This is a genomic window from Streptomyces sp. NPDC016469 (assembly GCF_040632905.1).
In the GTDB taxonomy this organism is placed as follows: domain Bacteria; phylum Actinomycetota; class Actinomycetes; order Streptomycetales; family Streptomycetaceae; genus Streptomyces.
The window spans coordinates 26968-48024 of the sequence record NZ_JBEYCQ010000003.1 but is presented as its reverse complement, the minus strand read 5'-3'; the positions used below and the strand labels follow the sequence as shown (position 1 = coordinate 48024).

17 protein-coding genes and 6 pseudogenes are annotated in these 21057 nt (G+C 67.5%); 11 read left to right on the top strand and 12 right to left on the bottom strand.

From position 1 onward, the window contains the following. Positions 1–502 precede the first annotated feature (502 nt). Positions 503–958, bottom strand: a complete 456-nt coding sequence (locus tag ABZ565_RS03800; protein ID WP_361020123.1) for a MarR family transcriptional regulator — start codon at positions 956–958, stop codon at positions 503–505. 100 nt (positions 959–1058) lie between these two features. Here ABZ565_RS03800 and ABZ565_RS03795 point away from each other — a divergent pair, with 100 nt between their 5' ends. Then, entirely contained in the window at positions 1059–2450 is a 1392-nt protein-coding gene (locus tag ABZ565_RS03795) for a carboxypeptidase regulatory-like domain-containing protein (RefSeq protein ID WP_361020121.1), read from the top strand. A 227-nt stretch (positions 2451–2677) separates the two neighbouring features. Here the strand turns inward: ABZ565_RS03795 and ABZ565_RS03790 are convergent. From ABZ565_RS03790 to ABZ565_RS03770, 5 genes and pseudogenes are all read right to left on the bottom strand, one after another. Further along, positions 2678–3517, bottom strand: a pseudogene (locus ABZ565_RS03790) (IS5 family transposase). A gap of 220 nt (positions 3518–3737) precedes the next feature. Beyond that, positions 3738–4406 (bottom strand): hypothetical protein, encoded by a 669-nt coding sequence (locus tag ABZ565_RS03785; protein WP_361020119.1) that lies wholly within the window; start codon positions 4404–4406, stop codon positions 3738–3740. A 51-nt stretch (positions 4407–4457) separates the two neighbouring features. Continuing rightward, on the bottom strand, positions 4458–5258 hold the full coding sequence (locus tag ABZ565_RS03780; RefSeq protein WP_361020117.1) for a class I SAM-dependent methyltransferase: 801 nt from the start codon (positions 5256–5258) through the stop codon (positions 4458–4460). Between the two features lie 98 nt (positions 5259–5356). Then, the gene (locus ABZ565_RS03775) at positions 5357–6601 is read right to left on the bottom strand and encodes a YcaO-like family protein (RefSeq protein ID WP_361020115.1); all 1245 of its coding nucleotides are present in this window, start codon (positions 6599–6601) and stop codon (positions 5357–5359) included. Then, on the bottom strand, positions 6598–7440 hold the full coding sequence (locus ABZ565_RS03770) for an HEXXH motif-containing putative peptide modification protein (protein WP_361020113.1): 843 nt from the start codon (positions 7438–7440) through the stop codon (positions 6598–6600). Before ABZ565_RS03770 ends, ABZ565_RS03775 begins: the two co-directional genes overlap by 4 nt. A gap of 806 nt (positions 7441–8246) precedes the next feature. On the opposite strand from ABZ565_RS03770, the gene ABZ565_RS03765 reads away from it, so the two are divergent. The 4 genes from ABZ565_RS03765 (at position 8247) to ABZ565_RS03750 (ending at position 11516) form a co-directional block, all read left to right on the top strand. Further along, on the top strand, positions 8247–8837 hold the full coding sequence (locus ABZ565_RS03765) for a DUF4240 domain-containing protein (RefSeq protein WP_361020111.1): 591 nt from the start codon (positions 8247–8249) through the stop codon (positions 8835–8837). Between the two features lie 163 nt (positions 8838–9000). Then, entirely contained in the window at positions 9001–9516 is a 516-nt protein-coding gene (locus tag ABZ565_RS03760) for a TetR/AcrR family transcriptional regulator C-terminal domain-containing protein (RefSeq protein WP_361020623.1), read from the top strand. 772 nt (positions 9517–10288) lie between these two features. Continuing rightward, positions 10289–10987 carry a tectonin domain-containing protein gene (locus ABZ565_RS03755; RefSeq protein ID WP_361020110.1) on the top strand — a complete coding sequence of 233 codons (699 nt, stop codon included), beginning with the start codon at positions 10289–10291 and terminating at the stop codon, positions 10985–10987. Between the two features lie 229 nt (positions 10988–11216). Beyond that, positions 11217–11516: a hypothetical protein gene (locus tag ABZ565_RS03750; protein WP_361020108.1), complete on the top strand. Its 300-nt coding sequence runs from the start codon at positions 11217–11219 to the stop codon at positions 11514–11516. An 80-nt stretch (positions 11517–11596) separates the two neighbouring features. Here ABZ565_RS03750 and ABZ565_RS03745 read toward each other — a convergent pair. Next, a pseudogene (locus ABZ565_RS03745) lies at positions 11597–11928 on the bottom strand (ATP-binding protein); the annotation flags it as partial. Positions 11929–12797: 869 nt separating this feature from the next. Between ABZ565_RS03745 and ABZ565_RS03740 the strand changes: the two are divergent. Both ABZ565_RS03740 and ABZ565_RS03735 read left to right on the top strand, forming a co-directional pair. Then, the gene (locus ABZ565_RS03740; RefSeq protein ID WP_361020106.1) at positions 12798–13136 is read left to right on the top strand and encodes a MerR family transcriptional regulator; all 339 of its coding nucleotides are present in this window, start codon (positions 12798–12800) and stop codon (positions 13134–13136) included. A 213-nt stretch (positions 13137–13349) separates the two neighbouring features. Further along, positions 13350–13550, top strand: a pseudogene (locus tag ABZ565_RS03735) (cold-shock protein); the annotation flags it as partial. Positions 13551–13786: 236 nt separating this feature from the next. On the opposite strand, the gene ABZ565_RS03730 reads toward ABZ565_RS03735, so the two are convergent. The 4 genes and pseudogenes from ABZ565_RS03730 to ABZ565_RS03715 all read right to left on the bottom strand — a co-directional run bounded on the left by ABZ565_RS03730 (position 13787) and on the right by ABZ565_RS03715 (position 16561). Next, positions 13787–14263 (bottom strand): ATP-binding protein, encoded by a 477-nt coding sequence (locus tag ABZ565_RS03730; RefSeq protein WP_361020104.1) that lies wholly within the window; start codon positions 14261–14263, stop codon positions 13787–13789. Positions 14264–14543: 280 nt separating this feature from the next. Next, positions 14544–14996, bottom strand: a pseudogene (locus tag ABZ565_RS03725) (transposase); the annotation flags it as partial. A 609-nt stretch (positions 14997–15605) separates the two neighbouring features. Next, positions 15606–15875: a hypothetical protein gene (locus tag ABZ565_RS03720; protein WP_361020102.1), complete on the bottom strand. Its 270-nt coding sequence runs from the start codon at positions 15873–15875 to the stop codon at positions 15606–15608. Between the two features lie 518 nt (positions 15876–16393). Then, entirely contained in the window at positions 16394–16561 is a 168-nt protein-coding gene (locus ABZ565_RS03715; RefSeq protein WP_361020100.1) for a hypothetical protein, read from the bottom strand. A 239-nt stretch (positions 16562–16800) separates the two neighbouring features. Here ABZ565_RS03715 and ABZ565_RS03710 point away from each other — a divergent pair, with 239 nt between their 5' ends. The 4 genes and pseudogenes from ABZ565_RS03710 to ABZ565_RS03695 form a co-directional block, all read left to right on the top strand. Then, entirely contained in the window at positions 16801–17628 is an 828-nt protein-coding gene (locus tag ABZ565_RS03710) for an alpha/beta hydrolase (protein ID WP_361020098.1), read from the top strand. Between the two features lie 519 nt (positions 17629–18147). After that, a complete protein-coding gene (locus tag ABZ565_RS03705) occupies positions 18148–18414 on the top strand; it encodes a hypothetical protein (protein ID WP_361020097.1) in 267 nt (88 codons plus the stop codon). 6 nt (positions 18415–18420) lie between these two features. Continuing rightward, positions 18421–18624, top strand: a complete 204-nt coding sequence (locus ABZ565_RS03700) for a hypothetical protein (RefSeq protein ID WP_361020095.1) — start codon at positions 18421–18423, stop codon at positions 18622–18624. 168 nt (positions 18625–18792) lie between these two features. Continuing rightward, positions 18793–19668, top strand: a pseudogene (locus tag ABZ565_RS03695) (IS630 family transposase); the annotation flags it as partial. A 172-nt stretch (positions 19669–19840) separates the two neighbouring features. On the opposite strand, the pseudogene ABZ565_RS03690 reads toward ABZ565_RS03695, so the two are convergent. Next, a pseudogene (locus ABZ565_RS03690) lies at positions 19841–20916 on the bottom strand (IS630 family transposase). Positions 20917–21057 lie beyond the last annotated feature (141 nt).

Genomic DNA, 21057 nt, shown 5'->3' with positions numbered 1-21057 from the left:
ATGACTGTGTACGTCAGCGCAAGTGGATCGGTTCTATGGATGGGGGCAGCCAAAAAGGCCGGGAAAGGGAGGGTTCCGGCGTGATGAGCGTCTGTTGTGATGAGGTTGTTTCCCCGCTCGTCGGCAGCGGGCCCTCCGGCCCCGGAGCGTTCAGTGGCCGCCTGAGTGACCACCGGCCTTCGGCTCGTTGACGAGCTTTCAGGAGGGAACGGAGCAGAGGGGCCGGGGAACGGCCGTAGGCCGGTCCGGTGGGCAGCAGGATGAACGCGTGCCCTGTTCCAGGACGCACTCAGCTCCTGGACGGCGCTCCCGGGTCGCGAAGCGAGAGCATCGCGCGGGCGAAGGTGCGGCGGCTCCGGTGACTGGGGCCCCAGGTGTCGTGCATGCGGCGGGTGCCCGGAGGGCGTTGCGGCGCGTCCCGGCCGCGACGCGGCCGGCAACGAAGATCAACCGTGATTCCGGAGGGTGAGCCGGGCCCGGCTCCACGCCCCTCCGGTGCCGGTCAGTCCGCGCTGGAATTGATCGCCATGCGTTGAATGACACGTGTGGCGGCCCGGATGTCTTCGGCGGGGATGTCGTCCAGGGTGCGGCTCAGCCGGTCACGTATCGCCTGGTTGAGCTGGTGGGCGACCCTGCGCCCATGGTCGGTCAGTCCCACGAGCTGGGCGCGGTGGTCCTCCGGGTCCCGGGTGCGTTCGACCAGTCCTTGCTGCTCCAGGCGAGCCACCTGCCGGGTGATGTGCGGTGGCTGGACCATCAGGCGTTCGGCGAGCGTGCTGCTGCGCAGTGGTGTGTCGTCGAGGAGCAGGATCCGTAGGACGGCGAAGGCGGCGCGCTCCACCTTGACGTCGAGGCCGACGGTCAGCTGTCCGTGGACCTGGCTGCGCCCGAGGGCGTACGAAAGCGCTGACACGGCTGCCAGGAGCTCTTGCGTCGGATCGTCGGCGTATTCGGACACGCCGCCATGATGCCGCATCCGCGCTGAACCCGGCCGGGGGCGGTCGATGGAGTATGCTTACTTAAGTTAAGTAACTGACGTGAGTGAAGGAGCCTGGTATATGTCGGAGGAGCAGCCGTCCGTTCTTCAACCGAAAAAGGTGAAGACCCTGGCCGAGAGCTTGTGGTTCCCCGCGCTCTTCTTCATCGGGTTCATCGTCTGCTACATGATCCCGTTCCACGCTCCGGAGCCCCACGACGTCAAGGTCGCCGTTTCCGGTCCGGTCGCGGCGGCACAGATCCAGGCGGGACTGGAGGACGAGGCGCCGGGCGCGTTCGACATCATGCCGGTGAAGGACGCGGACGAAGCGCGGGACCAGGTGGAGAATCGTGACGCGTCGGCAGCGTTCTCCGTCGAGGGGGACCACGCCACGCTCTACGTTGCGAAGAGCAACGGCATGATGCTCGAGTCGACCGTCAACTCTGTCTTCACGCCGATCGCCGAGAAGCAGGGCGCCGATCTGAGGACAGTGGACCTCTCTCCGACCGCCGGCGGGGATGTGACGGGCACCAGCCTGTTCTACCTGGCGATGGTGTGGAACATCGTCCCGTACATCGCCGTGATGATGTTGATGCGCGCCACCTCGCTCAGCCGCCGGGAGAAGCTCACCACGATCACGGCCACAGGCGCAGTGGCCAGTGTCGTCGGCTACTTCGTGGCCCTCGGACTGGACATCATTCCGCATCAGCCCTTGGCCATGGTGTACGGGTTCGTCCTCACTCAGGCCGTCGCGTGGACCGTCTACGGTCTGGTGCCCTTCGTCCGGCACTACATTCCCGGAGTCGCGATCACCCTCTTCGTGCTCCTCAGCATCCCGTCAAGCGGTGGGGCCATTCCCTATCAGATGGTGCCCGGGTTCTTCCGTTGGCTGCATCCGGTCATGCCGTTGGGCAACTTCATCGACGCGGCGCACGGCTTGTTCTACTTCGATGGAACGGGTCTGCTCAGGCCCACGATCGTCCTCCTGGTCTGGCTCGCGGTCGGAGTCGCCCTGACAGTCTTCGGCGCACTGCGACAGAACCGCAAGAAGGCCGCGGCCGAGGCGGGCGGGCAGGAGTCGGCAGCCCTCGAGGCCGAGGAAGAGGCGACGATCGAGGACCCCGCCATCGAGGCGCCGTTGCCGCATCCGGTGCGGAACGGCGGAGCGCGGGGCGAGGTGCCCACGCTCCACGGCCAGGTCACCGGGGCGGACGGGACGACGGTCGCCGGCGCGATGGTCACCATCACCGACGGGCGGGGACGACATCTGGTACGGACCCACACCGACCCGGCCGGCTGCTACGCCGTCACCGGGCTCCCGGAGATCTTCGTCAACGTGCTCCTCACCGCGCCCGACATGCTTCCCGCCGTTGCCCGCGTCCTGCCCGACAGCAGTCATCCCCAGCGCTGGGACTTCGTGATGAACGACGCTCGTCACCGCTCGGCGGCGAGTGCGACTCAGTCTTCGCGATGACTTCGCTTCCCGCCTTCGAGTACGGAGTCGACGGCCCGCACACCGTGCTGGTCGGGGGCGGATGGTATGGCGCCCTCGCTCACGCCCTGGATCGTGTACGTCAGATGGAAGCGCCGGCCGATCATCGCCTGCCTTTTGACGCTGCTACTGATGCGTTCACGGGCCACGGGACCTGAGAGGGTGTTTCGTCCCGTTGTTTCATCCTGGATTGCGCGGTTGTAGATGGTTCATGCGCCGCGCCATGTTGGGGTGGATTCTGCGGTGAGTCTGCGGGTCATAAGGTTGATCATCGCGAGGTGGATCATGGCTTCGGACCGGTGTGGGTGTGCTTCGTAGTCACGGGCCAGGCGTCGGTGGTTCATGGGCCATCCCAGGGTCCGCTCGACGGTCCAGCGGCGGGGCAGAACGGCAAAGCCCCTGGTGGTGGGGTCGCGGCGGACGATGTGCACGTCAATGCCGAGCGTGGCGGCGTGCTCGACGAGGTGCTGGCGGTAGCGGCCGTCGACCCAGGCTGTGCGGACGGTGGGATGCTCGGTGGCGATCCATTCGATGAGGGTTCGGCCGGCGGCCGAGTGCTGCACGCTGGCCGCGGTGACCAGCACTCCGAGGAGAAGTCCGACGGTGTCGATGACGATGCACCGCTTGCGGCCGACGATCTTCTTGCCCGCGTCGATGCCTTGCCCGATGGCGGGGACGTTGGTGGAGGTCTTGATGCTCCAGGAGTCGATGACGCAGGCGGTCGGTTCGTCACCCCGGCTTTACTGCCCGCGGACTTGGCGCCGGAGGAGGCTGTTGAGCTGGTCGAAGACGCCTTCTTCCTGCCAGCGGGCGAAGTAGGTGTAGACGGTGTTCCAGTGCGGGTAGTCGTGCGGCAGATAGCGCCACGGGATAACGGTGCGGTTCACGTCCAGGACCGCGTCAAGAAGACTGCGCAGGTCATGATTCGGTGGCCTGCCGATGTCCAGGCCGCGGCCGCGGCGCTCGGACCGCCAGGCGGTCAGGACCGGCTCGACCAGCTCCCATCGGGCCTCGGAGAGGTCGCTTGGATAGCGACGGCGCTCAGTCATGATTCTGGAGTACCGGCCGGCCGAGGATCCGGCCCAGGCGCATGCAACAGGCGCACGAAGTGAACGGTGCACGACGGCGAGACCGGCGGGACATGGAGCCGATACGCCGCTGGCGATCACAAACGATCACCAACAGGCTGGGCTCCTCGGGGGATCGACGACAGCTGATACGAGAGTCCACCAGTAACCAGCACCGAGGACCTCTTCCAGCTTGTGCGCTTCAGTCCGAAACCGCACGAAGTAGGGGCTGAAGATCCGCAAGCCAGGGATGCCCCGGATGTGCGCGGGCGAGTAGCTCGGTCAAGGTCTCACGCTGAGCCGAGGTCATATGCGGGACAGTCGCGTCGAAGTCTGCTTGATCCTTCCGGCGTGCGTGCTTGGCCTTGAACAGCAGGACCAGTTCGGGCGCCAGATACGGGATGCCGTCCTGGGTGTGGAGGATGATGTCGCTGTAGGGAAGCCGGATCCCCTCATCGCGTCGGCAGATCCAGGTGTCACCGTCGTGCGGTTCCCGGAACACGTCGAGCAGGTAGTCGCCGGTGGCTGGATCGCGCAGCCATGTCTGATGTACTGCGGCCAGCACCTCCGGTGTGGCGTCCTCCCAGATCCGGCCGCTGCCCGCCGCGTCGAAGACGTATCCGGGGAAGCGGTCGCGGACCTCGGGAAAGCTCGCGGCCGGAATCGCGATCTCGATGTCTCCGTGCGCGCGCGTCTGCCTGCCGCGGAACAGGTCCAGCGCCCAGCCCGCGGCCACGTACCAGGGCGTGATGAGCCCGGCCAACCGCTGAGCGACCTCACTCGGGGTCCAGCAGGATGACCACCTGGACTGGAGGGCTCCGCTCTCGTCCGGTGACAACTCAATTCCGCCGCTGGGCAGTTGCTCGCTCATCGCAGGACCCGGCCGCGCCACCAACCGCCGGTTCGGAAAAATCTGAAGTCTCTACCGGACCCGGAACGGTGCGCCCTGCCGGCGCCGGTCGAGGGGCAGCTCGTATACGGAGACGTGGTGGGTACTGGAGTCGGTCAGTGGCCGTCCTGACCAGCCACCGGTACGCCGGACGAGCCGCAGGCCCGCCAGTTCCGCCAGCAGGTCGAGTTCGCCGGGGGTGAAGTAGCGGAATGAGACACGAACGTGGCGCATGCGGCCGTCGTCGAGGATCGCGTAGTCGGAGGTGTACTGCTGGCTGGCGGGGCGCAGGGTGCGGGTGCGGAGTACGAAGCCCTCGCCGGGTGTGTCCACCGGCTGTGTGCCGTTGCCGCGGGTGGCGAGGGCCTCGGGCAGATGGGCGTCGAGTACGAGTCGTCCGCCGGGCTTCAGGCGCCGGGCGGCGGAGGCGAGACACCGGCGCTGGGCCTCTTGGGTGTCGAGTTCGGCGAAGGTGCCGCCGGCGGCGTACACGAGTGCGTACCGCCCCTCGTCCGCAGGGTCCAGGGGCGCGGAGAAGTCGCCGAGAGTCACCCGGACCGCGCTGGCTCCGGGCTTGGTCTGCAGTTGGGCGGTCATCTCGGGGGAAGCGTCGATCCCCTCGATGGTGAGGCCCAGCTCGGCCAGCGGCAGGGCTACCCGGCCCGTGCCGCTGCCGAGTTCGAGCAGAGGGCCGGGCGGGCCCTCCTTGGCGAGGGCGGCCAGGAAGCCGACGGTGGAGTCGGTGTTCGACGCGGCGAACCAGTCGTCGTACCGTCCGGCGAACGATGTGGTGTAGGAGGGGGATGGTGAGCTGTCGTGGGGGAGCGCGGACATGAGGAGGTCCTCCTGGTGCAGGGGTGGTCGCAGCGATCAGCAGTGGTCGTGGCCGGCCCGGAAGCGTTGTGCCCTACCGGCAAGGCGCGCTTGGGTGCTCAGCCGAAAGGGTGGGGAGGCACCCCGGGTACAGGGTGGGCCGGCAAAGGGGACGTTCCTGAGGCGATGAGCCGGACGACGGCCAGGCCCTCGTCCGCCGGGGGGCCCGCACAGTGGTCGACGGAGATCACTTCGCGCCCGGTGAGCGCGGCGAGCAGAACGACTGGGTTCGCTTCCCGGGCAGGCCGCGGGGCCGGGACAGGGTAACAAGGGAGGGGGGTGTCGGGCCCTGCCCAGCGCGTGAGCGCGTCCTGGGCGTGGAAGGTCCACAGCGCGTGATCCAGCCCGGTGCGCGGCACGCTGGTGCGCGACAGGCGGTCCCAGGCGCGGTGGGCCACCGGGGCGGTCATGCTCCAACGGATCATCAGCGCCTCCCAGCAGGCCCGTGCCACCGTCTCCGCAAGGTCGTGAGCCGGGCCGCAGCGGGCTCCGAAGGTCTGATGTATGCGTCCGGGCTCGTGGACGCAGACGGCGACGGCAGTGGCCCCGGCCGGGGAGGGGAGCGCGAGCGCGACGGCTTGAAGGCTCTCGCGGTTGAGCAGGTTGCGCAGTTCGCCTGCCCCGGGCGGCAGGGCGCCGCGGGCGTCGAAAGCGGTGGGGGGACAACAGAGCGGGGCGTACCAGCTGCGGCGTACTAGATCCCGTTCCAGGATCTCCCAGGCTGCGTGCGCCGCCGCGGCGTCCGGGTCCTGGTGGGCGGCGACGCCGGTCGACCCGGCCCGGTGGGTGGCCGCGTAGCCGGGCGGTGGGCGGTGTTGGAGGAACGCGGCACCTGCCGGTACCCAGACTTCCTCACCGCACCCCGTTGCCTGGCCTCGGCACCAGAGCTGCCGCACCTCACGCGCAGGGGTCTGGCCGCGGACCAGCCTGGTGGGGCCGGTGGCGGGATCAGCCGGATCGGCAGCGGGGACGCCGTCGCGGCACAGCTCGGACCAGCTGCCGGCGCGGACCCGGCAGTCACTGCCCGACAGGGGCCGTATACGGGCCTGCTCGGCCTCCGCCTCGACGTCCCGCCCGGCAAGCACGTTGCCCATGCGTTCCATCAGTTCGCCGCGTGCGCGCCGCTGGACGTCGGCTACCGCATCGCCCGCGGCACTGCCGATCAGGACGGGAGCACCACCACTGGCACCGGTCGGGCCGAAGGACTTCGACCGGGCGGCGACGCGGGCCAGCAGCGCGCCAGGCGTGTGGGGCCAGGGAGCGAATACCTCCGGGACCCAGCCTGTCGATGTGGAGACGCTCACGCACGGCCCTCCGGCAGATGCTCCGCACGCGCCTCTTTCCACGCGGCCTCCTCTGCCAGCAGGCCGGCCGCCTCTGCGTACACGGCCTCACCATCAGGAGTGAGAGCGGCACGGTGGCGTCCCAGCAGGTCGACGCCTTGAAACGCCTTCTCCAGCAGCAGGGTTCGGCGGCCGGCCACAGCCTCCCGCTGGAGATCGGACAGCGGCGCCTTCCAGTGGATCAGCCGGTACAGGATCGTCTGGCGGACCAGGACGACCGCCTGTTGGAAGAGCCCGGTCAACGGCCGGGGATCCGGCCGCAACGGGGTCATGACGCAGGGCCCACGACCCGTGCCGCGTACGAGGAATGGGGTGCTGAAGGCTGCTGCGTTGCAACGGGTGTGGGCGCCCTCGTGGACCAGGGCGTCGGCCAGCCGCACCCAGCCGGGCAGACCGGCGCGCCCCACGTTCAGCCGGGCAGCGTTGACGAACACGGCGCCGTGCGTGACGAAGTCGGTGAATCCGTTGATGGCTCGCCCGTCCAGCAGGACGATCTGCCTGACACCTTCGTGCAGTTCGTCCGACATCACCGGCCACACCTGCTCGATCCGCTCGGTTGCCTCAGCCAGTACGCCAGCCTGCTCGGGCTCCCAGTCCCGGACGATGGCACCCGGCCCCTCCGTGCCCGTTGTAGTCACCGGGCTTTGGGGGATCGAGGCGAGTGCCCGCTCGACCGCCGCGGCCAGGTGGGGTGCCGGGGCTGCGAGGTCGACCGCCCAGCGGCCGACGACCCTACGGGGCTGCGGAACGAATGCCGGATCCTCATCGGCCGAGGCCGTGCGCTCCGGCAGTGCGGACACAGGCAGCACGTATGTGCCGACCCGATGGGCGGCGGCTTTACGCGCAGGATGCCGCGGAGGCAGGGCGGACCCGCCCGCTCCTGCCCTGCGCAACACCATGTCGGTGGCATGCCAGAGGATGTCCTCGGCCCGGCGGGCGGCCACGGCGTCAGGGGTCACAAGCACGTTCCGGCCTCCGGCACGGTTCGGTCGCGGTGGTGCGTGACGGACGAACCGCCACGCACCCTGGTGCCGCTACGCGGACGAGCCGAGTCCCTCAGTCGTCATCGTCGAGGTCGATCATGAGGCCGAACTCGGGAAGTTCTTCGGTAACCTGCTCGATCTCCGGCTGATCCATGGGTTCCTCCTTCGCTGGGTTCATCCGTGATGAACGGACGGCTCGCGCCGTCGGTCCGAGAAGGAGCTACCCAACGGACACCACGTAGAAGAACAGGGATGGGGCAACCGACTCGAATCCGTCACCGTCGAAAACTCTAGGCATGGGCGCCACCACGGCAGAAATATGCCGAAGTTTGTCCGTGAAGCATCGTTGCCTGTGGTGGATGCGACTGGAGCACACGGCTGAATAGAGCGCCGTTGTCGTGATGGTCCGCCTCCGTTCGTCTTCCCGGGCGGAAACTGCCCTGAAAGTCACCTCGCTGTCCTGTCGCAGCGCAGGCAGCAGTTGACGTGACGCTGACTTGCATACGTGCCAGATGGTTCGTGGCTGCGGGCCGGTGACGATCTCAAACGATCTCGCTTTCGCGGAAGTGGTGATGGCGTCAGGGGCCCGTCCGTTGTCAGTGACGCCTGGGACGGTGCTCTTCGTGAACCTTGAGAAGTTCTGGAAACCTGTAGAGATGTGTCGCCGACAGGCAGACGGCAGGGGTGCGCGACTTGCATGCCTTCGTTCGGATTTGTCGCGCAGGCCACTGGCGGAGATCGTTGAGTTCCAGATGTGCCTGGACCAGGTGACCCATCAGGCTTTCACCTGGGAGCTGGTGGCTGCGGCGGAGATGATCTTCGGCGGCCGGTGCTCGGACGACGACTTCCGCTACTTCGGCCTCTGGATGGTCGGGCTGGGCAAAGACGCCTTCGGGCGAGCCGTGCTCGACCCTGATGCTCTGGCTGACACTCCTGAGGTCCTGCGCCTGGCGGGGCGAACTTGGAGGACCTGGGGTGATGACTGGCCCGGATGGGAATCGCTCGGCTATGTGGCATTGGAAGCCCATCAGCTTGTGACCGGGGAACCCGACGAGTGTGGGGATGCGTTCTATGCGGCTGTGGAGACGCGGCGGGGTGAGCACGTGGTCAGCCGGGGCCTGGCCGGGCAGCGCTGGAATGTTCGGGATGAAATCGAGGCGGCTCGCAGGCTGCCAAGGTTGAGCGTCATGTTCCCGCTCAACGCCGATGCATGAGGCGCGACGAGTGTGCGTTGTTGGTGGAGAACGCCGAGACTTTGGCGTGCTCAACGGGATGACTTTGTGCAGGTCAGCTGTCTTGCTCTTCGGTGAAGCTGCCCATGGCGTGCCTCAGGCGGCGCCGTGCTGCGCGCTGGCCACGGAGGTCGGCAGTACTCCGATGGCGCTCTACCACCACGTCCGCGACAAGGAGGAGTTGCTCGTCCTCCTGCTGGACGACTACGCCACCCGGACCCTGCGCCGGCCCGAACTGCCCGACCACCCTCGCGAGCGGGCCATCGTGGCCGCCACCGCTGTCCACGAGGCGCTTGCCGCCTGCCCTTGGATCACGGAGGTGCTGACCGCCGACGACTTGATGTCCACGTCCGCACTGTGGTTCGTCGAGCAGATCGTCGATGGCCTGGCCGAGTGCGGACTGACTCCCGAGCAGGCCGTGCGCGGTTACCGCGTGATCTGGTACTACACCGCTGGAGAGATCATGGTCCGTGCTTCAGCGGCCCGGCGCCGCGCGGGCGACGACCGTGCGACCTACCGGGAGCGAGTCCTCACCGACCTCGACCCGGGCGAGCATCCCCGCTTGTCACAGGTTGCGGACCGCTGGGCGTCGCTGACCGCTGAAGACACCTATCCGGACGGATTCCGGGCTCTGGTGGACGGCCCCCTCGCTACCCACTGACGGACCGCCGCCGCCGATGGACGCGTCAAGTCCTGCACCGCTGACATTCTGTCAACACACCCGCACCCGTCTCCTCTGTCAAGCTTGGTCACCTTGAGCTGAATGGGCAGCCGCCACTCCTCGCGGGTCTCACCTCCGCCGGTCAGGTGCGGGACATGGGGGCGTCGATGGCGCGGTCGGTGAGCAGGCGCGGCAAGACGCCGTAGTCCAGTCGGACCAGGGCGGCGTCTTGTGGATATGCGTCGGGGCCACCAACTACCGTGACTCCTTGCCGTGCTGAACTAGTAGCAACCTGAACGAATCGCCTGAACGGTGACGCGCGAAAAAGCCGACCGCCTGTCCAGCCCTTTTGAGAGAAGACAGTGCCGGAACGCTTTTGGCGCAGCTCTCGGCTGTCGGGCGTGCGGCTGGGTGAGCGATCAGTGCCCCCGTTTCTCCAAGGCCGGGAAAGGCGTGTGCACAGCCCTGGGCGCTGGCGCTCCCACGGGCGTCGACCGTGGCCACTGGTGCGGTGCGCCGCCCGGGCAGGTGTCTGGCGGGTTGGGCGGTGTCAACGCGTGGCCTGTGAATACCCGGCGGAGGGACCCCGGTTCACGCCCTCTTCGACGGCCCGCCGGCCCTATGGGGCCCAGCCTTTACGGAAGGCGTATCCCGGAAACGTTGTTTTCCGGTCAGAATTATGTGGATGTCGATTATCGGGGGAGGAATGCAGAACCGTTTGGCCGCGGGAGCCTCTTCGTGCAGCTATCGCAGACGGAGAGGAGCCGGTGCAATGGCGGAGTGGAAGCAGATCAGTGGCGGGCTCGTGCGGATCTCGGCCGGGTCGAGGACGAACGTGTGGGGTGTGAATTCTGCTGGGAACATCTACCGCTACACGAACAACGACGCCAGCCCTTGGGTGCAGGTCCCCGGCGCGCTGACGGACATCGGTGCGGCGGCGGACGGAACCGTGTGGGGTGTCAACTCCGCCGGGAACATCTACCGCTACACCGGTGACCAGGAAAGTGGCCACTGGAAGAAGATCAGTGGCGGGCTCGTGCGGATCTCGGCCGGGTCGAGGACGAACGTGTGGGGTGTGAACTCCGCCGGGAACATCTACCGGTACACCAACAACGACGCCAATCCTTGGGTGCAGGTCCCCGGCGCGCTGACGGACATCGGTGCGGCGGCGGACGGAACCGTGTGGGGTGTCAACTCCGCCGGGAACATCTACCGCTACACCGGTGACCAGGAAAGTGGCCACTGGAAGAAGATCAGCGGCGGGCTCACAGCGATCTCAGCGGGCTCCCGCACCTCGGTCTGGGGTGTGAACTCCGGCGGGAACATCTACCGCTACACCAGCAACGACGCAAATCCTTGGGTGCAGGTTGCCGGGGGGCTGACGGACATCGGTGCGGCGGCGGACGGAACCGTGTGGGGTGTCAACTCCGCCGGGAACATCTACCGCTACACCGGGGATCTGCCCGGCTGACCCCCACAGTCTTCCCCCCCCCCCCCGCTGTCGGGCAGCACCCCTGTGATGCTGCCCGACATCGGCAGCGACACGCAGGAAATGGCCGGCCCTCCCCGGCCGGCGCCCTTCGTACTGAAAGGCGATCACTCGTTTGTGGTATTTCGGCATGAATGGCCCAGCTTGTGGTGATGGTCCTGGTGGCCGCTCGGGCCGAGCTGTATTCCACACCTATGAAGGGCAGTTACCGATGAGCTTCATCCAGACCGGGAAGATCGATCTGAAGTCCGACAATGCGACCGAGACGAGCGGGGGCAACACCTCGACCTTCACCCGGGTCACCTTCCCCTCGCCGTTTCCGCAGGGCTCGCAGGTCGTTGTCTTCCCGCTGACTCAGACGTTCAACGGTCCGGAGACGCCCGGTATCCGTATCCACGACGTGACCAACACCGGGTTCCTGATCCGTCTGAACGAGGTCTATGCCGGGAACGCCAAGAGCGACGGCAAGCACACCACCGAGACCATCGGCTGGCTGGCCTCCACCGTCTGACACCCTTGCGCTCCGGCCGGACACCGCCCGGGAACACGTACCCGGCTGGAGCACCGGCGCCGGTTCCCGCTGGGCGTGGCGGTGACGTGGGTGGCGCGGGCGAGGCGATTGACCATGGGCCGGCCGAAGCCTCCGGTGCCGCCGTTCAGGTCGGGGGTGCGCGTGCGCGGCGCCTGCCGGCTGGGGTCGTGGACGGCCACCTCGATGCTGTCCGGTGGGCGGTCAGGTCCACGGTGCAGGTGCCGCCGGCGTGGCGCAGGGCGTTGGTGGCGAATGCCGAGGCGACCAGGACCACCGTGTTGGCAGCCTCACCTCCGATCGGGCGTACGAGGCCGTCGAGGAAGGCCTGGGTCAGCTCGCGGGCGTCGGCGGTGGAGCGGGCGGCTGTGACCTCGACGCTCATCGGGCCCATCAGGTTCGCCTTGGTCTCTGGGGCGCCAATGCCCGGTTCTGTCTGTCCGTGCTTGTGCCGGGGCCGGTGGCGTTCAGCCCGGCGGGGGCCGCCCCTGCGCCCCTCAGTATCGCTGTTCGAGGTTGATTACCTCATCGTAGAACGCGCGGAAATCTGTGTTGGCCGCAGTAGACATTGGGGGGTGGTGCGGTTATGGTTTCTCTCGTAACCAAGAAGGACCGCAGGGCCGGGCAGAGATGAACTGCCGGGCAGCACTACCCGCAGTTGCAGTTCGCAGGACGGTGCGGTGACGGAGTTTCGAAGCCAGAGCGGTTGCAGGACGGCGACGGGACTGGTGACCGGACCGGGTGGCCCGCAGTGATCAGGGGCCGCCGTGAGAAGTACCGCAGTACCCAGCAGCGAAGTCAGTGAGCAGTACCTCGGTGAAGGCGTCGGCTGCGGGCGCGCGCACCGGGAGGTTCGGCAGTGGGGTTCCAAGCCAGAGCAGATACGTGACGGGCGACGGGGCTGGCTGCCGAAGTGGCGCTGTGACAGGCCACCAGCAGTACGCAACACCAGCAGTTCGCAGTAACAGCAGTACGCAGTTCCCGTTTGGCAAGTGATTGATCCAGAGGGAAGAACGGAGGAGCCGAGCACCATCAGGATCGCCCGGGCGGATGTCTTGAGCCCGGGTACCGCAGGACATCGATAGTGAGGTGGTCTCCGGTCAAGCAGCCGCGATCCCCGCACCCCCGACAGCATCCAGGTCGGGTCTGCGGACACAGAAGGCCGGTGCAGCATCAGGGCCGGCAGATGGTGTAGCAGTTCCTTCGGGGCCCGGGTGCCGGTACGGCACCCGGGCCCCTCAACGCGTTCCACAGAGAGGTGAAATGACAGCAGACGACTCGTGCGGCCGTCTCGACGACGACGACTACCCCGCCTACACCATGGGCCGGGCCGCCGAAATGCTCGGCACCACCCCCGGCTTCCTCCGCGCCCTCGGAGACGCCCGCCTGATCACCCCGCTCCGCTCCGCGGGAGGCCACCGCCGCTACTCCCGCTACCAACTGCGCGTCGCCGCCCGCGCCCGCGAACTTGTCGACCAGTGCACCCCCATCGAAGCCGCCTGCCGGATCGTCATCCTCGAGGACCAGCTCGAAGAAGCCCAGCGCATCAACGCCGAACACCGCCGCGCCACCGAATCAGCGAATCCAACGGCCGCGGCTTGAACCGGGGCGCGCCTGCCACCGCTCGGCGGGTCTTTCCTGCGGTGTCAGCATGTGCGGGCCTGTACCGTCTGCGTCAGCTGTCGTGGTGTGGAAGTTCCCTTTGCCCACGCCTCCGGCGTGGGCGTTTTGCTGTGCTGTGCCGCAGGAACCAGGGCGATCATCTCCGCCTCCCGCATGGTGCGGGAGGCGTCCGTCGACTGGAAGGCACGTCACATGGCTACGGGAACTGTGAAGTGGTTCAACGCGGTGAAGGGCTTCGGCTTCATCGCCCAGGACGACGGCGGACCGGACGTCTTCGCCCACTACTCCGCCATCAACTCATCGGGCTTCCGTGAACTCCAGGAAGGCCAGGCGGTGACGTTCGACGTCACCCAGGGCCAGAAGGGTCCCCAGGCCGAAAACATCAACCTGGCCGGACCTTTCGCCGCAGCCGACAGGATCTGCGACGAACCGAAGCAGGGTTGCGCAGCAATGGATGCGCAACCCTGCGCGCACCCGCGACAGCGGTTGTCGGGTTGAGCGCGGTGGCGTTCAGCCTGGACGGCGAGCTGCTCGCGGCGACCGCGCGGACAGGCTGATCAGGCCGTGATCTTGCTCGTTTCCGCCGTCGAGCTCCCCACACGAGTGACTCGCACCGAGGGTGCGGGCGGTTACGGCTGACGGCCGGTGAGGTTCCCGCCGGGGTCGTCGGCCAGCACGATGGCCGTGGTGATCCGTTTGCCCACGGGTTCGCGATGGACCGCGAAACTCTGGCCGAGCGCCATGACGAGCTCCAGGCCGTGCTGTCCGATCCGGGTCGGGTCGGGCGGGAGGATCGCCGGCGGCGTCGGGTTGCTGTCCCATACGCTCACCTCGACCGCGCTGCCGCCATCGACTTCCAGGGTCAGGAGGCAGGGGCCGGGCGCGTATTTGCGGGCGTTGGTCACCAACTCGCTGACGACGAGTCGTACCGTGCCCATCGCGCGCTCGGAGACCGGCAGCCCATGCACGGCCTGCACGTCGGTGAGGAAGCTGAACGCAAGATCGCGGGCAATGGCGATGTCCTCACTGCCCTCGAACACCCCGGACACCGAGATGACGTCGCCCCGTAGCGCCTGCCGGTTCTCACCGCGCGCTGTCTGTTCCATCAGTTGCCCCCCATGCGTCGACCCTGCCGTCCTCCGCTTACCCCCGGATCCTCGGCGTACGCAGGTCAGGCATGAAGGATTGGGTGGCTCCGTCCTTAAGCGGGGCTGAGAGATCTCGACCCCACGGGGCAGAGCGTGAGCGGTGTTTCGACAGGCGTTTCCTGGCCGAGCCGTAGGACGCCTGTCGGGCGGCGCCCACGGTTCTTCCCGACGGCCAGGGCGGAGGCATACAGGCTGGGCGTTCACCCGTTCGGTGTCACATCCAGGACCAGCCCACCTAAGCGGCGGTGACCAGCACGGTGGAAGGAGACCGACGGTGTCGACGCCGATGTGCCGTTTGCGGCCCGCGTTCTTCTTGCCCGCGTCGATGCCCTGGTCGGCCGAGGGCACGTTGGCTGAGTTCTTGATGCTCTGGGCGTCGAGGACGCAGGCGCTGGGCTCAGCTTCTCGGCCCTCAGCTTCTCGGCCCTCGGCCCTCGGCCCTCGGCCCTCCGGGCCAGCCGTTGCAGCAGTCCGCTGAGCTGGTCAAGACGCCTTTCTGCCTGGCGGCGAGATACCCGTAGACGGTCTCCCGCGGGGCGAAGTCATGGGGGACGGATCGCCACGGGAGCCCGGTCCGGGTGGAGAGGACGGCATCCATGATCCGACGCAGGTCGTGTTCGGGCGGCCGCATAATGGCCAAGCCCTTTCCTCTGCGCTCGGATCGTCAGGCTGGAGTGGCGGCCTTCGGCACTACGGAAACACCCCTCTTCGACAGCGGCCCTACGCAAAGTGACCTGTCCGATGCCCGTTGGGAACTGATTGAGCCAACCCCGCCCCCAGCCCTCACCTGCAGGGGTGGCTCCGGTGATGTCCTCACCGGTGGTGTCCTCGGGAACGATCTGCTTGACGACCGAGAGCGTTCCGGCGCAGTTGCTGAGTGCGAGTTCGGTCAGGGCCGCTCCGGCCCCGGCCAAGTCGGCGGTCTGGTAGTAGTCAGCGGTGAGCGGGTTGGTCCCGTCGAACGCTTCCGGGCCCGAGAGGGCCCGGAGGTTCAGTCCGGACACTCCCTCAACGCCTCGGCCGACGCCCACGGCGACGACGCGAGAGCCCTTGGCCTTGACCGCGTTGGCGGAGAAGATCCCGCCCTCGGCGTCGGCGAAGTGGGTGTGCGAGCCGTCGCCCTGGCGTGGGTTGTTCCAGTAGGTGGGGTTGCCGTCGGTGAGGACGACGACCGCGTCGTAGCGCGGTTCGGCCTTGGCCACCGCGTACAGCCCCTGGTCCCAGTTGGTGCCCGAACCCAGCGTCCAGTCGGCGTACAGGTTCTTGAAGGCGTCGGCGCCGGACTGCGTGGAGACCGGCATCAGCCCGGGGCGGTTGGCCGTGCCGGTGCTGGGGAGCCGCGGTCGAAGGAGAAGAGCGCCATCCGGAAAGGGGTCTGGGCCAGCGCGTCGGTGAAGCCGTTCGCAGCCGCCTTCAGGTTCGGCAGCGCGCTTCCCACGGATGCGGAGAGATCCAGGACCAGGGCGACGTCCAGACCACATTGCTCGGGGAGTTCCGGATTGGCCCGGGACTGCTGCCAGATGCCGCCGGAGGCGACGTACGGACTGGACGCATAATCGGTGCTGAACATGAAGTCGCTGGTGGGGGAGCAGGTCTGCCCCTCTTCCAGAGCCGGCGTCAGGAACCGTTACGGCGAACGCACCGAGCCGGACCCGCTCCCCGCCCCGATCCTGAGGGCAGTGTTGGTGTACCAACCCGCGGGGACACCGTCCTCGGGCTGACCGACGTAGTAGCGGGCGCCCTCGTTCGCACCGCCGTCCTCCGTGTCCGGCACGATGAAGCTGCAGTCGCCGTCGGCATTGGACGTGCACCGGGCCCATGCCGCAGCGATCGGTGCGACGGCATCCTCCGACCGCGTACAGGGCCAGCCTTACACCGGCCAACGGGCCGACGACCGAGTCCCCGGTCCGGTCACCGCCCGTCTTCACCGTAATGACGGAACTGCCGGGCGCCGGTGGCGGGACCGTCGCAGGGGCAGCCCCCAGCGACGCGGCAAGAGCGACCGCACCCGCCAGCACGCGGCCGACAGACCGGCGTCTCCCCGCACTGCGGCGGGAGCGAGTTTGCTGTACTCCATGAGGACTCCTGTCAGGCCGGGAATGAGGTCGCTTCGCGTGCCGCGCTCAGGGCGGCGGCCCACCAGACGAGCTGGCCCTGCAACGCCCTGGCGTAACCGGGCGCCTCGGGGTCCAATGGCCGCCCGTCCTGCCATGCGGTGGGGTAGTTGGGAAACGCCAGACCGTTGCGGATGGTCACCGGGTGCAGTGCTTCTGCCGGATCCCCACCCCGTGTACGCCTGCCCGGATGGGTTGTATCGCAGCTGTTCGGAGCGATGCGGCGGCGTCGGGATGCGGAAGGCCCCTGCGTGTGAAGGATGGGAGGGAGGGGCTTTGTATGCCGCAAATCGCCCAGCGGCTCCAGCGGGGCTGGAACAGCCCATCATCCACGCGGGTCACACAGTGGCGGGGGCGCCGCGCGAGTACGAGGGAGTTCGCATGCCGGTCTGTACAACCCGCGACGGTGTCGACATCTTCTACAAGGACTGGGGCCGGGGGCGCCCCGTGGTCTTCATCCACGGCTGGCCGCTCAACAGTGACGCCTGGCAGGACCAGCTGAAGGCCGTGGCCGACGCGGGTTTCCGGGGAATCGCCCACGACCGCCGGGGCCACGGCCGCTCGACTCCGGTGTACGACGGGTACGACTTCGACACGTTCGCCGACGACCTGCACGATCTGATCACCCAGCTCGACCTGCGGGACGTCACGCTGGTCGCGCACTCGATGGGCGGCGGCGAGCTGGCCCGCTACATCGGCCGGCACGGCACGGACCGCGTCAAGTCCGCTGTCCTGCTCTCCGCGGTTCCGCCGCTGATGCTGCAGGGCCCGGACAACCCCGAGGGCGTTCCCCAGTCGGTGTTCGACAACATCAAGGACGGCATCCTGGCGGAACGGTCCCAGTTCTGGAAGGACACCGCTATCGGGTTCTTCGGTGCGAACCGGGACGGCAACAAGGTCACGCAGGGCAACAAGGACGCGTTCTGGTACATGGCGATGGCCCAGACCATCGAGGGCGGTGTGGACTGCGTGGACGCCTTCGCCTCCACCGACTTCCACGAGGACCTCAAGAAGTTCGACGTGCCGACTCTGGTCGTGCACGGCGACGACGACCAGGTCGTGCCCATCGACGCGACGGGCCGCAAGTCCGCGAAGATCATCCCCAACGCCACGCTCAAGGTGTACGAAGGCGGCTCCCACGGCATCGCCCTCGTCCCCGGGGACAAGGAGAAGTTCAACAAGGACCTTCTCGACTTCCTCAAGAGCTGACCCGGCGGCCGCGGCCGGGCTCCCTAGTTCCTCATCGACACCGCGCTTGACCTGTCGCGGCCTGGCACCGACGTCGAGGACGGACACGCAGGTATGGGCAACTTCTCTCCGGGCTTCCACGGCCGTACGCACCGGTTCGGCGGCCGGCTGCCGCCGCGGCAGTAGCCCACCGAGTCGTTCCCGGCGCTCCCGCCGGACTATCAGCGTATTCTCGCCGCCGTGCGGCAGGCCGCCGGACCGGTTATGGCCCGGCAGGTCGGCGACGAGTCCTCGCCATCGGGCGTGCACCAGTCGAACGCAGTTTCGCCCACCTCAAGAATTGGCGGATCCTCACCAAGCTTCGCGCCGACCCCGGCCGCGCCCCCCAGCTCCTGCGCGCCCTGTTTGTCTTGACGAACCACGAAGTCAACCGCTGACAGAGGTCACAGACAAAGTGCTGACGTGCGTCGGGGCGATGGTCCTTCTGATCGGCAGGCTGCCGCTCTACCTTCGCTACTGTGATCAGGATCTCTGCAGCGGGTGCCGATGGCCCTGGGCTTCGTGGTGCTGCTCGCGGCGGTGAACCTGCGGGAGGTGCGCGAGTCCGGGCGGGCTTTCGCCGCGCCGACGTACCTGTTCATCAGTGGCGTGCTCATCATGATCGCCACCGGGCTGTTCCGGTACCTGGTGGGGGATGCGCCGGTCGCCGAGAGTGCCTCGTACGGCATCCGGCCGCAGGAGGGCGACTTACAGCTGGCCGGTGTGGCGCTGGTGCTGCTGGTCCTGCGGGCGTTCTCGAACGGCTGAACCGCGTTGACCGGCGCGGAGGCGATTTCCAACGGGGTACCCGCCTTCCGGAAGCCGAAGTCGCGCAACGCGGCGACCACCCTGGCCGCGATGGGCCTCATCGCGATCACCATGTTCGTCGGTGTCACCACTCTCGCGGTCGTCTCCGAGGTCCATATCGCCGATGACGCCTGCCGGCTCACCGGACTGGGCGAGGACTGCTCCGCCTAGCAGCAGCGCACGGTCATCGCCCAGATCGCCGCCGCGGTCTTCGGCGGGGAGAGAAGTGCCGGCTTCTCCTACATCCAGGCTGCCACCGCGCTCGTTCTGGTCCTCGCTGCGAACACCGCGTTCAACGGTTTCCCCCCGCTCTCATCGATCCTCGCGCAGCGCCGCTACCTGCCCCGCCAGCTGCACAGCCGCGGCGACAGACTCGCCGTCTCCAACGGCATCGTGGTGCTGGCCGTCACCGCCGGCCTGCTGCTGTGGGGGTTCAAGGCCAGGCCGAAGAACGCCACCCACTGGTCGACCCGGTCGATGGCGGGCGCCACGGGCATGTCGCAGTCGGCGATCTCCTGGATCTGGCGGGCGTTCGCGCTCGCGCCGCACCGGTGTGAGACCTTCAAGCTGCCCACAGACCCGTTCTTCATCGACAAGGTCCGCGACGTCGTGGGCCTCTACCTGGATCCACCGGAGAGAGCGCTGGTCCTCTGTGTGGGCGAGAAGTCGCAGATCCAGGCCCTGGATCGGCCTCAGCCCGTGCTGCCGATGATGCCGGGCGTCCCCGAACGCCGAAGCCACGACTACATCCGCGCCGGCACCACCACCCTGTTCGCGGCTCTGGAAGTGGCAACGGGCAGAGTGATCGGCTCACTGCACCGGCGCCATCGGGCAGCTGAGTTCAAGAAGTTCCTGGCAAAGGTCGACAAGGAAGTGCCGGCCGGTCTCGAGGTGCACCTGATCCTCGACAACTACGCGACGCACAAGACACCAGCGGTCAAGAAGTGGTTGCTGGCACACCCTCGATTCCACCTGCACTTCACACCCACCAGCTCGTCCTGGCTGAACCTGGTGGAGCGATGGTTCGCCGAGCTCACGCAGAAGAAACTCAAGCGTGGCGTCCACCGTTCCGTCCAAGCACTCGAACGCGACATCCGGGCCTGGGTTGCGGACTGGAACGACCACCCACGGCCCTACGTCTGGACCAAGACAGCCGACGAGATCCTCGACAAGGTCGCCAGCTACTGCCAGCGAATCTCTGACTCAGGTCACTAGTCTTCTGAGTCAGGAATTCTGTTCAAGGGCTGTCCCGTAATCCCTGGTGGATCAGCGCGCGGCGTCAGATGCGGTGCATCGCAAGGCGGAAGGACGTCCGCATACTAGATGTATTCGGGCGTTCCGACAACGCGGCGAGGCACCGTAGCTGTCGTCGTGCGCCCGCCAGGGATTAAGGGACAGCCCTTAGATATGCGGCGAGGCGTTCGAGGATCTCGTCTGCGGTTTTGGTCCCGACGTAGGGCCTGGGGTCGGTGTTCCATGCCGTGATCCAGGTTCGGATGTCCTGTTCCAGGGCTTGGACGGTCTTGTGGACGTCTCGTCGTATCTGTTTGTTCGTCAGCTCGGCGAACCATCGCTCGACCAGGTTGAGCCAGGACGATCCGGTCGGCGTGAAGTGCATGTGGAACCAGGGATGGGCCGGCAACCACGTCTTGATGGCCGGTGTCTTGTGGGTGGCGTAGTTGTCGAGTACCAGGTGAACGGCGAGGTCGTCCGGGGCCTCTTTGTCGAGCTTGATGAGGAACTTCTTGAACTCCTCGGCCCGGTGGCGTCGGTGCAGGGAGCCGATCACCTTGCCGGTGGCGACCTCCAGGGCGGCGAAGAGGGTGGTGGTGCCGGCCCGGACGTAGTCGTGCGTCATTCTCTGTGGGACACCGGGCATCATCGGCAGGGCAGGGCGCGAGCGGTCCAGGGCCTGGATCTGCGATTTTTCGTCGACGCAGAACACCAGAGCACGCTCGGGCGGATCCAGGTAGAGACGTACTTCGTGGACCTTGTCCACGAAGTACGGATCCGTCGACAGCTTGAACGTTTCCGAGCGATGCGGCTGCAGGCCGAAGGCCCGCCAGACCCGGGACACGGTCGACTGGGACAGGCCCAGCTCCTTCGCCATCGAACGCGTCGACCAGTGGGTCGCGTTCTTCGGGGTGGACTCCAGCGTCCTGGTGACCAGTGCGGCCACTTGCTCGTCCGTCACCGTCCGCGGGCCACCCGGACGCGGCATGTCACCCAGACCGGCGACCCGGTGCTCGACGAATCTCGCCCGTCAGCGGCCTACCGCATGCGCGGTCGAGCCGAGGCGAGCCGCCACGTCTTGTTGGACACATCCTCAGCGCAGGCCAAGATGATCCGACATCTCAATGCCCAGGCCTGCGGCGTGGAACGGCGCCGCACCCACCCCTCGAGCGCGGCGCGCTCCTCACCCGACAGGATCAAATCGGCCTTCGGACGCCCAGTACGTGCCACAGGCCAAGCTCATACATCTGAACAGAATTCCTGACTCAGAGGACTAGCGGGGTTGGCTGGCCGAAGCCCGGCCCGGGTTGTTCGGGCCGGCTGCGGGGCGGCCCGCCGGGTGGGGCAGCGCGGTGCCGCCGCGCCCGGTGA